At 70.3% G+C, this 10,581-nt stretch carries 11 protein-coding genes; all 11 read left to right on the top strand.

The genetic code is table 11. From position 1 onward, the window contains the following. On the top strand, positions 1 to 544 hold a 544-nt coding region (locus O3W51_RS28755), incomplete at its 5' end, for a DUF5941 domain-containing protein (protein WP_269287696.1). Further along, positions 541 to 1,290 (top strand): phosphocholine cytidylyltransferase family protein, encoded by a 750-nt coding sequence (locus O3W51_RS28750; RefSeq protein ID WP_198358100.1) that lies wholly within the window; start codon positions 541 to 543, stop codon positions 1,288 to 1,290. The genes O3W51_RS28755 and O3W51_RS28750, both read left to right, overlap by 4 nt. After that, the gene (locus O3W51_RS28745; protein ID WP_138355761.1) at positions 1,278 to 2,339 is read left to right on the top strand and encodes an iron-containing alcohol dehydrogenase family protein; all 1,062 of its coding nucleotides are present in this window, start codon (positions 1,278 to 1,280) and stop codon (positions 2,337 to 2,339) included. Before O3W51_RS28750 ends, O3W51_RS28745 begins: the two co-directional genes overlap by 13 nt. After that, complete coding sequence (locus O3W51_RS28740) at positions 2,317 to 3,096, top strand: CDP-alcohol phosphatidyltransferase family protein (RefSeq protein ID WP_138355762.1); 780 nt, start codon at positions 2,317 to 2,319, stop codon at positions 3,094 to 3,096. The genes O3W51_RS28745 and O3W51_RS28740 overlap by 23 nt, the downstream gene beginning before the upstream one ends. Positions 3,097 to 3,104: 8 nt before the next feature. Beyond that, complete coding sequence (locus tag O3W51_RS28735) at positions 3,105 to 3,986, top strand: glycosyltransferase family 2 protein (RefSeq protein ID WP_198358131.1); 882 nt, start codon at positions 3,105 to 3,107, stop codon at positions 3,984 to 3,986. 81 nt (positions 3,987 to 4,067) lie between these two features. Beyond that, positions 4,068 to 4,997, top strand: a complete 930-nt coding sequence (locus tag O3W51_RS28730; RefSeq protein ID WP_187145071.1) for an ABC transporter permease — start codon at positions 4,068 to 4,070, stop codon at positions 4,995 to 4,997. Next, positions 4,990 to 5,766, top strand: coding sequence for an ABC transporter ATP-binding protein (locus tag O3W51_RS28725; RefSeq protein WP_269287693.1), 777 nt, complete (start codon positions 4,990 to 4,992; stop codon positions 5,764 to 5,766). Before O3W51_RS28730 ends, O3W51_RS28725 begins: the two co-directional genes overlap by 8 nt. Positions 5,767 to 6,161: 395 nt before the next feature. Continuing rightward, positions 6,162 to 7,049 carry a squalene synthase HpnC gene (gene hpnC, locus O3W51_RS28720; protein ID WP_138358808.1) on the top strand — a complete coding sequence of 296 codons (888 nt, stop codon included), beginning with the start codon at positions 6,162 to 6,164 and terminating at the stop codon, positions 7,047 to 7,049. Beyond that, a complete protein-coding gene (gene hpnD, locus O3W51_RS28715; protein ID WP_187145072.1) occupies positions 7,046 to 7,996 on the top strand; it encodes a presqualene diphosphate synthase HpnD in 951 nt (316 codons plus the stop codon). The genes hpnC and hpnD overlap by 4 nt, the downstream gene beginning before the upstream one ends. A gap of 91 nt (positions 7,997 to 8,087) precedes the next feature. Further along, positions 8,088 to 9,494: a hydroxysqualene dehydroxylase HpnE gene (hpnE, locus tag O3W51_RS28710; RefSeq protein ID WP_138358812.1), complete on the top strand. Its 1,407-nt coding sequence runs from the start codon at positions 8,088 to 8,090 to the stop codon at positions 9,492 to 9,494. After that, positions 9,491 to 10,561, top strand: coding sequence for a polyprenyl synthetase family protein (locus O3W51_RS28705; protein ID WP_138358814.1), 1,071 nt, complete (start codon positions 9,491 to 9,493; stop codon positions 10,559 to 10,561). Before hpnE ends, O3W51_RS28705 begins: the two co-directional genes overlap by 4 nt. Positions 10,562 to 10,581: the final 20 nt, after the last annotated feature.

The raw sequence follows: 10,581 nt of genomic DNA, 5'->3' as shown, positions 1-10,581 counted from the left end.
GCTTCTTCACCACTTACTGCATCAGCCCGTACTCCCGCTACCTCGCGCGCTGGTGGCGACCGCGGCGCTGGCCCCATGGGGCAGCTGGTGGCCGGTGCTGGCCGCCGTCGTATACGTCCTGACCTCGGGTCTGGCCGTCGCGCGGCCGCTGAAGGGTGCGCTCGACTGGCTGGTCCCGCCGTTCTTCCGGGCGGGCGAATACACCACGATCCTCGCGCTGGCGGCCGTCTCGGACGTGAACGGGGCATTGCCCGCCGCTTTCGGCCTGGTGGCCGCCGTCGCCTACCATCACTACGACACGGTGTACCGCATCCGCGGCGGCACCGGGGCGCCACCGAGGGCCCTGGTACGCGCGACCGGCGGACACGAGGGCAGGGCGCTGGCGGTCACCGCGGCGGCCGCCCTCGCGCACCACACAGGTTTTACCGTCACGCTGACGGTCATCGCCGGGGCGCTGACACTCGTGGTGCTCACCGAGAGCATCCGTTTCTGGGTGTCGTCAGCCGCACCCGCTGTACACGACGAATCAGGAGAACCCGCATGATCGGCCTCGTGCTGGCAGCCGGCGCCGGACGGCGTCTGCGTCCCTACACCGACACCCTGCCCAAGGCTCTGGTGCCGGTCGACCCCGAGGGGGCGGGCACCACCACCGTCCTGGACCTGACCCTGGGCAACTTCGCCGAGGTCGGCCTCACCGACGCGGCGATCGTGATCGGCTACCGCGGCGAAGCCGTCGTCGAGCGCAAGGCCGCCCTGGAGAAGAAGTACGGCGTCAAGCTGTACCTCGTCGACAACGACAAGGCGGAGACCTGGAACAACGCCTACTCGCTGTGGTGCGCCCGGGACATTCTCACGGAGGGTGTGATCCTCGCCAACGGCGACACCGTGCACCCGGTCTCCGTGGAGAAGACCCTGCTGGCCGCCCGCGGCCAGGACCGGCGGATCATCCTCGCCCTCGACACGGTGAAGAAGCTCGCCGACGAGGAGATGAAGGTCATCACCGACCCGGCCAAGGGTGTGCAGCGCATCACCAAGCTGATGGACCCGGCCACCGCGACCGGCGAGTACATCGGCGTGACGCTGATCGAGTCGTCGGCCGCAGCCGACCTGGCCGACGCGCTGAAGACGACCTTCGAGAAGGACCCCGACCTCTACTACGAGGACGGCTACCAGGAGCTCGTCAACCGCGGCTTCACCATCGACACCGCGCCGATCGGCGACGTGGCCTGGGTCGAGATCGACAACCACGACGACCTGAAGAAGGCACGGGGGATCGCGTGCCAGTACTGACCCGGCTGATCCCCTCGCCGGTCGTCGTCGACATCAACGGCGGCGCTCTCGCCGATCTGGCCGGCCTCCTGGCCGACCAGCGGATCTCCAGCTCGGGCAAGCTCGCCGTCGCGGTCAGCGGCGGCTCCGGCCTCAAGCTGCGCGACCGGCTGGCTCCCGAGCTGCCCGGCGCCGACTGGTACCCGGTCGACGGCGGCACCATCGACGCCGCCGTCAAGCTCGCCGACGCCATGCGCGGCAAGCGGTACGACGCGGTCGTCGGCCTGGGCGGCGGCAAGATCATCGACGTCGCGAAGTACGCGGCCGCCCGGGTCGGGCTGCCGATGGTGGCCGTCGCGACGAACCTCTCGCACGACGGCATCTGTTCGCCGGTCTCCACGCTGGACAACGACAACGGGCGCGGCTCCTACGGGGTGCCCACCCCGATAGCGCTGGTCATCGACCTGGACGTGATCCGCGAGGCCCCGGTGCGCTATGTGCGCTCCGGGATCGGCGACGCGATCTCCAACCTCTCCGCCATCGCGGACTGGGAACTGTCGCACCGTGAGACCGGTGAGCCGATAGACGGTCTCGCCGCCGCCATGGCCCGCTCCGCGGGCGAGTCCGTACTGCGGCACCCGGGCGGGGTGGGTGACGACGCGTTCCTCACCACGCTCGCCGAGGGCCTGGTGCTCTCCGGCATCGCCATGTCGATCAGCGGGGACACCCGCCCGTCGTCCGGCGCCTGCCACGAGATCAGCCACGCCTTCGACCTGCTGTACCCGAAGCGCGCCGCCGCGCACGGCGAGCAGGTCGGCCTGGGCGCCGCCTTCGCCATGTACCTGCGCGGGGCGCACGAGGAGTCCGGCCTGATCGCCGAGGTGCTGCGACGCCACGGCCTGCCGGTCACGCCCGGCGAGATCGGCTTCTCCGACGAGGAGTTCGTCAAGGCGGTCGAGTACGCACCGCAGACCCGCCCCGGGCGCTACACGATCCTGGAACACCTCGACCTGTCCGCAGACCAGATCAAGGACGCATACGCCGACTATGCCAAAACCATCAGTAGCTGAACTCCGCCCGGTCGTTCACCCCCCAGGGGTGAAGGACCGGCGGAGCGGCGAGCACTGGGCCGGCCGGCTCTACATGCGTGAGCTCTCGCTGCGCATCGACCGGCACCTGGTGAACACGCGGGTCACCCCCAACCAGGTGACGTACGTGATGACCGTCGCCGCCGTCCTCGCCGCCCCGGCTCTGCTGGTGCCGGGGATCGCCGGTGCCGTGCTCGGTGTGGTGATGGTCCAGCTGTATCTGCTGTTCGACTGTGTCGACGGCGAGCTCGCCCGCTGGAAGAAGCAGTACTCGCTGGGCGGGGTGTACCTGGACCGCGTCGCCGCCTATCTGTGCGACGCCGCCGTGCTGGTCGGCTTCGGTCTGCGTGCCGCCGATCTGTGGGGCTCCGGGCGGATCGACTGGCTGTGGGCGTTCCTCGGCACGCTGGCCGCCCTCGGTGCCGTGCTGATCAAGGCGGAGACCGACCTGGTCGGCGTCGCCCGTCACCAGCACGGGCTGCCGCCGGTCAAGGAGGCGGCCTCCGAGCCGCGTTCGTCCGGTATGGCGCTGGCCCGCAAGGCCGCCGCGGCGCTGAAGTTCCACCGGCTCGTCCTCGGCATCGAGGCGTCGCTGCTGATCCTGGTGCTGGCGATCCTGGACCAGGTCAGGGGCGACCTGTTCTTCTCGCGCCTCGGTGTCGCCGTGCTGGCCGGCATCGCGCTGCTGCAGTCCCTCCTGCACCTGGTCAGCATCCTCGCGTCGAGCAGGCTGAAGTGAGTACGCCGCTGAAGCTCGGCGCGGTGATCATCACCATGGGCAACCGTCCCGTGGAGTTGCGCGACCTGCTGGACTCCGTGGCCAAGCAGGACGGCCCGCCGATCGAGGTCGCGCTGGTCGGCAACGGCTCCCCGCTCCCCGAGCTGGAAGGGTCCGCGCCGCGGCTGCGCACCGTCGAGCTGCCCGAGAACCTGGGCATTCCCGGCGGCCGCAACGTCGGCGTCGAGCTCTTCGGCCCGAACGGCTCCGATGTCGACGTGGTGCTGTTCCTGGACGACGACGGGCTGCTGCCCGGCACCGACACCGGGGAGCTGCTCCGCGACGCCTTCGCGGCCGACCCGGAGCTGGGCATCGTCAGCTTCCGGATCGCGGACCCGGAGACCGGCACCACCCAGCGCCGCCACGTGCCGCGCCTGCGGGCGTCCGACCCGATGCACTCCTCGCGGGTGACCACCTTCCTGGGCGGCGCCAGCGCGGTCCGTACGAAGGTGCTGGCGCAGGTCGGCGGGCTGCCGGACGAGTTCTTCTACGCGCACGAGGAGACGGACCTGGCCTGGCGGGCGCTGGACGCCGGCTGGATGATCGACTACCGGTCGGACATGGTCCTGCACCACCCGCTCACCGAGCCCAGCCGGCACGCGGTCTACCACCGGATGGTGGCCCGCAACCGGGTGTGGCTGGCACGCCGGAACCTGCCCTGGCCCCTGGTGCCCGCCTATCTCGGCACCTGGATCCTGCTGACACTGGCCAGACGTCCTTCCGGTCCCGCACTGCGGGCGTGGATCGGTGGCTTCCGGGAGGGCTGGGCGACGCCCTGCGGCCCCCGGCGCCCCATGAAGTGGCGCACGGTATGGCGGCTGACCCGACTGGGCCGACCCCCGATCATCTGACAAGCTCGAACCTGAGAGCATCGGTCGCAGTCCGGGACCCCCCTACCCCGGACGCGCACCTTGAGGACGAAAGTGTCTACTGTGAGCGGAACAGCGCACGACGGCGCCGTCGCCGTGAGTGTCCCATCGGACTCCCCGGCCGACGACGGGCTGTCGGCTTCCGAGCTGGCGGCGAAGTACGGGCTGTCGGTCAGCGGTGCCCGGCCGGGCCTCGGCGAGTACACCCGGCAGTTGTGGGGCCGGCGGCACTTCATCAACGAGTTCGCGAAGGCGCGGACGCAGGCGCAGTACACCGATGCCCGGCTGGGTCAGCTGTGGCAGGTGATGACGCCGTTGCTGAACGCGGCGGTGTACTACCTGATCTTCGGGCTGTTGCTGGGTACCGACCGCGGTGTGGACAACTTCATCGCGTTCCTGGTGACCGGCATCTTCATCTTCACGTTCACCCAGTCGTCGATCATGAGTGGCGTGAAGGCGGTCTCGGGGAACCTGGGCCTGATCCGGGCCCTGCACTTCCCCCGGGCGTCGATGCCGATCGCGTTCACGCTGATGCAGTTGCAGCAGCTGCTGATGTCGATGCTGGTGCTGTTCTCGATCGTGCTGATGACCGGCGAGGTGCCGACCTGGTCGTGGTTGCTGGCGATTCCGGCGCTGTTCATCCAGTCGATCTTCAATGCCGGCCTGGCGCTGGCGGTGGCCCGGCTGGGCAGCAAGATGACGGACCTCGCGCAGCTGATGCCGTTCATCCTGCGCACGTGGATGTACACCTCCGGCGTGATGTACAGCATCGCCAACTTCACCAAGGACGCACCGTACTTCGTGAAGATCCTGCTGGACATCAATCCGGTGGCCGTCTACATCGACCTGATGCGCTTCGCGCTGATCGACAGCGTGACCGCCGAGCAGATGCCGCCGCACGTGTGGGCGGTCGCGGTGGGCTGGGCTCTCCTGGCGGGTATCGGCGGGTACGTGTATTTCTGGAAGGCTGAGGAGAAGTACGGCCGTGGCTGAGCAGACCGAAACCCGCGTCCCCACCGTGATCGTCGACGCCGTGCACATCGTCTACCGGGTGCACGGCGCGGGGAACAGCAAGGGCAGCGCGACCGCTGCCCTGGGACGCATAATCTCGCGCAAGTCGTCGCCCAACGTCCGGCTGGTCCATGCCGTACGCGGGGTGAGTTTCACTACGTACCGGGGCGAGGCGGTCGGTCTGATCGGGTCGAACGGGTCGGGCAAGTCGACGATGCTGCGGGCGATCGCGGGTCTGCTGCCGCCGGAGAGCGGCCGGGTCTACACCGACGGCCAGCCGTCGCTGCTGGGGGTCAACGCCGCGCTGATGAACGATCTGACCGGCGAGCGGAACGTGATTCTCGGCGGTCTGGCGATGGGGATGTCGCAGGAGGAGATCCGCGAGCGGTACCAGGGAATCGTGGAGTTCTCGGGAATCAACGAGAAGGGCGACTTCATCTCGTTGCCGATGCGGACGTACTCCTCGGGCATGGCGGCCCGGCTGCGGTTCTCGATCGCGGCGGCCAAGAACCATGACGTGCTGATGATCGACGAGGCGCTGGCCACCGGCGACCGCTCCTTCCAGCGCCGCTCCGAGGCCCGCATCCGCGAACTGCGCAAGGAAGCGGGCACGGTCTTCCTGGTCAGCCACAACAACAAGTCGATCCGTGACACCTGTGACCGGGTGCTGTGGCTGGAGAAGGGCGAGCTCCTCATGGACGGCCCGACGGACGACGTGCTGAAGGCCTACGAAGAGGCCAGCAACAAGTAGCCGGCGGACCGGAACAGCGGTCCACGCCGCCGCACCGACGATCGGGCCCCCGCCGGGCAGAACCGGCGGGGGCCCGTCCGGTTCCCGCGTGATCCGCCGCCAGGGCCCGGGCACATCCCGTGCGCCCCTCTCCGGGGACGCCAACCGGCGCTGCCGGGAGCCCGATTGCCGGCGGACGGGGGGAATCCGAACGGAATCCCGCCTGTCGCTCGCGCCCCCGGCGTACGCCGGTGACCTGCCCGACGTAAGCTGTAGCGGTGCTCCGGGGTGGGCGCGGCGTGTCCGAAATGGGAAGATTCTTCCCAGCGGTGTAGAACGGGGAGTGTGGCGGCCATGAAGATCGGGACCATCCAGCTCCACAGCGCGCCGGTCGCGCGTGGGACGGGAAGCCCGCGGTGACCGCCGACGCGCAGTCGCGCGCCGTCCTCGACAAGGCCGCCCGCGAGAACTTCCCCGTCGCACCGTTCTTCGTGCCGAAGGCGTGGCGTGGCGATCTGATGGCCGTCTACGGCTTCGCCCGGCTCGTCGACGACATCGGCGACGGCGATCTGGCCAACGGCGGCCGGGACGACGCCGCCCGGCTCGGCCTTCCGCAGGACGCGGCCGAGGACCGGATCGTCATGCTCGACGCGTTCGAGGCCGATCTGCGGAAGGTGTTCGACGGAACCCCCCGCCATCCGCTGCTCCTGGCACTGCAGCCCACCGTCCGCCGGCACGGGCTGACCCCCGGCCCCTTCGAGGGTCTGATCGAGGCCAACCGCCAGGACCAGCGGGTCCGGCGCTACGACACGTACGAGGATCTGCTCGCCTACTGCGAGCTGTCCGCCAACCCGGTGGGCCGGCTCGTTCTGGGGATCACAGGCACCTCGACACCCGAGCGGAACCGGCTCTCCGACGCCGTCTGCACCGCGCTGCAGATCGTCGAGCACTTGCAGGACGTGGCCGAGGACCTCGGTCGCGACCGTATCTACCTGCCGGCACAGGACATGAAACGCTTCGGAGTCACCGAAGCGGACCTCGCCGCCCCCACCGCTGGCGCACAGGTGCGCGCACTGGTGGCATTCGAAGCGGAACGCGCCCGGGACCTTTTGAATGAAGGCACCCCATTGGTGGGTAGCGTCCGTGGCAGGCTCAGGCTTCTGCTCGCCGGCTTCGTCGGCGGCGGGCGTGCCGCGCTGAAGGCGGTCGAGAGCGCGGGCTACGACGTGCTCCCGGGACCGCCGAAAGCCACCAGACCAAGCCTGCTGCGCGAAGTGGGGTCGACATTGCGAAGAAAGGGGTGAGGCGGACCGTGAACGGTTCTGCCCACACGTCCGGGCCGGTTCTCGCCGCCTACCGTTACTGCGAGAGCGTGACCGGGCACGAGGCCCGCAACTTCGCCTACGGCATCCGCCTGCTGCCCCTCCCCAAGCGGCAGGCCATGTCGGCCCTCTATGCCTTCTCCCGCCGCGTCGACGACATCGGCGACGGCGACCTCGACCCCGCGGTCAAGCAGATCCGGCTCGACGAGACCCGGGCCCTGCTGGCCCGGATCCGCGCGGGTGAGATCCGCGAGGACGACACCGATCCGGTCGCGGTGGCGCTCACCGACGCGTCACGCCGGTTTCCGCTGCCGCTCGGCGGACTCGACGAGCTGATCGACGGCGTGCTGATGGACGTGCACGGCGAGACGTACGAGACCTGGGACGACCTCGCGGCGTACTGCCGCTGCGTCGCGGGCGCCATCGGACGGCTCTCGCTGGGCGTCTTCGGCACGGTCGGCCCCGGCGGACGGGGCACCGGCGACATGGAGCGCGCCGCCGGATACGCCGACACCCTCGGCCTCGCCCTGCAACTCACCAACATCCTGCGGGACGTCCGGGAGGACGCCAGCAACGGCCGGACCTATCTGCCCGCCCAGGACCTCGCCAAGTTCGGCTGCTCGGAGGGGTTCCACACCGACACCCCGCCGCCCGGCTCGGACTTCGCCGGCCTGATCGAGTACGAAGTACGCCGGGCCCGCGCCCTGTTCGCGACCGGCTACCAATTGCTACCTATGCTCGACCGCCGCAGCGGCGCCTGTGTGGCCGCGATGGCGGGTATCTACCGCAGACTGCTGGACCGGATCGCCGCGGATCCCGAGGCGGTGCTGCGCGGCCGGGTATCGCTTCCGGGTCACCAGAAGGCGTACGTCGCCGTACGCGGTCTGGCCGGTCTCGACGCCCGCCGCTCGGCACGGGGGCGCGGGTGACGTTCCTAGCAACCAGTCAGGTCCCCAGCGCGTCAGTGCCGGTGACGGAGCGTCGCGTCGCGTCGGGCGCCAGCGGAAGGGGGGAGTGCCGATGACCGGGTCCGAGGTTTCCGGACGTCCTCCGGAGGCGGCCGCGGTGGTCGTGGGCGGCGGGCTGGCCGGCACCACGGCGGCACTGGCGCTCGCCGACGCCGGGCTCCGGGTGACCCTGATCGAATCACGTCCCCGGCTGGGCGGACTGGCGTTCTCGTTCCAGCGCGGTGAGCTGACCGTCGACAACGGACAGCATGTCTTCCTGCGCTGCTGCACCGCCTACCAGTGGTTCGTCGACCGGATCGCGGCCCGCGACCTGGTCACTCTCCAGGACCGGCTCGACGTGCCCGTCCTGGACGCGGCGAACATGCGGCTGGGCCGGCTGCGCCGTGCCGCGCTGCCCGTACCGCTGCACCTGGCGGCGAGCCTCGCGACGTATCCGCACCTGTCGCTCAGGGAGCGGGCCACGGTCGGCCGCGCCGCGCTGGCGCTGCGCGCCCTGGACCTGGCGGACCCGGCGCTCGACGACACCGACTTCGCCAGCTGGCTGCGGGACCGGGGCCAGTCCCCGCGCACCATCGAGGCGCTGTGGGACCTGGTGGGCGTCGCCACGCTCAACGCCACCGCGGCGAACGCCTCGCTGGGGCTGGCCGCCATGGTCTTCAAGACCGGGCTGCTGTCCGAGGCCGGCGCCGCCGACATCGGCTGGGCGGCCGCGCCGCTCGGCGAGCTGCACGACGACCGGGCCCGCAAGGCCCTGGACGCGGCGGGCGTACGGATCATGCTGCGGTCCCGGGTGACCGGCATCAAGCCGGCCGCCGGGGGCGGCTGGCTGGTCGACGCCGAGACCGGGCCGGGTCGCGGCGAGCAGCTCGACGCCGGCACCGTCGTCATGGCCCTGCCGCAGCGCGAGACCCACGGGCTGCTGCCCGAGGGCGCGCTGGACGACCCGGACGCACTGCTGGGGATCGGCACGGCGCCGATCCTGAACGTGCACGTCGTCTACGACCGCCAGGTGCTGCGACAGCCGTTCTTCGCCGCGCTCGGCAGTCCCGTCCAGTGGGTCTTCGACCGGACCGCGAGCTCGGGGATGACCGGTCCCGGCCAGTACCTGGCCGTCTCGCAGTCCGCCGTCGAGGACGAGATCGATCTGCCGGTCGCGGAACTGCGGGAGCGCTATCTGCCGGAGCTGGAACGCCTGCTGCCCGCGGCCAGGGGCGCCGGTGTGACGGACTTCTTCGTCACCCGGGAGCGCACGGCGACCTTCGCCCCGGCTCCCGGCGTCGGCCGGCTGCGGCCGGGAGCGGCCACCCGCGCCCCCGGTCTGTACCTGGCCGGCGCGTGGACCGACACCGGCTGGCCCGCGACCATGGAGAGCGCCGTGCGCAGCGGACTGCACGCCTCCCGAGAAGCTTTGACCGCACTAGGCCTTCCGTTCGAGAACGATGTTGTGAGGGCCGTATGAGCACAGCCAGTGCAACCAGAGGAGTAAACGTGACCGCTGCCGGCGTCCTTGAGCTGCTGGAGCGCGGCCGCACCCTGTCCACACCGGTGCTCCGCTCGGCCGTGGAACGGCTCGCGCCACCGATGGACACCGTCGCCGCCTACCACTTCGGGTGGATCGACGCGGCCGGCCGGCCGGCCGACGGCGACGGCGGCAAGGCCGTGCGCCCCGCGCTGGCCCTGCTGTCCGCCGAGGCGGCGGGAGTGCCGCCCGAGGTCGGCATCCCCGGCGCGGTCGCCGTCGAGCTGGTGCACAACTTCTCACTGCTGCACGACGACCTGATGGACGGCGACGAGCAGCGCCGGCACCGCGACACCGTATGGAAGGTGCACGGTCCCGCCCAGGCGATCCTGGTCGGTGACGCGCTGTTCGCGCTCGCCAACGAGGTGCTGCTGGAACAGTGCACCGTGGACGCGGGCCGCGCCACCCGGCGGCTCACCGTCGCGACCCGCAAGCTGATCGACGGCCAGGCCCAGGACATCTCCTTCGAGCACCGCGAGCGGGTCACCGTCGAGGAGTGCCTGGAGATGGAGGGCAACAAGACCGGCGCCCTGCTGGCCTGCGCCTCCTCCATCGGCGCGGTGCTCGGCGGCGCGTCGGACTCCGACGCCGACGCGCTGGAGGAGTACGGCTATCACCTCGGGCTGGCCTTCCAGGCGATCGACGATCTGCTCGGGATCTGGGGCGACCCGGCCGCGACCGGCAAGCAGACCTGGAGCGATCTGCGGCAGCGCAAGAAGTCACTGCCCGTGGTCGCCGCGCTGGCGGCGGGCGGCAGCGCCTCGGAACAACTCGGGGAACTGCTCGCGGCAGATGCCAAGAATCCTGAAACAGGTGCGTTCAGTGAGGAAGAGTTCGCCCTGCGGGCGGCGTTGATCGAAGAGGCGGGAGGCCGGGAGTGGACATCCCAGGAAGCCCGCCGGCAATACGCCACTGCAATCGCCGCGCTGGATAAAATGGACATGCCGGACGAAATTCAACGTAAGCTCGTAGGCCTGGCGGATTTTGTGGTGGTTCGCGAGAAATAACGATCTAACGTGGAGCGCAG

This window comes from Streptomyces sp. H39-C1 (assembly GCF_027158125.1).
Lineage (GTDB): Bacteria > Actinomycetota > Actinomycetes > Streptomycetales > Streptomycetaceae > Actinacidiphila > Actinacidiphila fildesensis.
The sequence above is the reverse complement of the archived record's forward strand: the minus strand, read 5'-3'. Positions and strand labels throughout refer to the sequence as shown.